Genomic DNA, 357 nt, shown 5'->3' with positions numbered 1-357 from the left:
TTTTTTTAATTTTGGTTAAGTTAGAAAGGGCGCACGGTGGATGCCTTGACACTAGGAGTCGATGAAGGACGGGACTAACACCGATATGCTTCGGGGAGCTGTAAGTAAGCTTTGATCCGGAGATTTCCGAATGGGGAAACCCACCATACGTAATGGTATGGTATCTTTATCTGAATACATAGGGTAAAGAAGACAGACCCAGGGAACTGAAACATCTAAGTACCTGGAGGAAGAGAAAGCAAATGCGATTTCCTGAGTAGCGGCGAGCGAAACGGAATCTAGCCCAAACCAAGAGGCTTGCCTCTTGGGGTTGTAGGACATTCTATACGGAGTTACAAAGGAACGAGGTAGACGAAG

General features: G+C 46.2%; 1 rRNA gene. It reads left to right on the top strand.

Annotation, left to right across the window (positions count from 1 at the left end):
• Positions 1-13: 13 nt before the first annotated feature.
• Positions 14-357, top strand: a 23S ribosomal RNA gene (locus tag LRP84_RS22395); the annotation flags it as partial.

It is taken from the genome of Bacillus rhizoplanae, from assembly GCF_917563915.1.
Lineage (GTDB): Bacteria > Bacillota > Bacilli > Bacillales > Bacillaceae_G > Bacillus_A > Bacillus_A rhizoplanae.
This window is presented reverse-complemented; position numbering and strand designations above follow the sequence as displayed.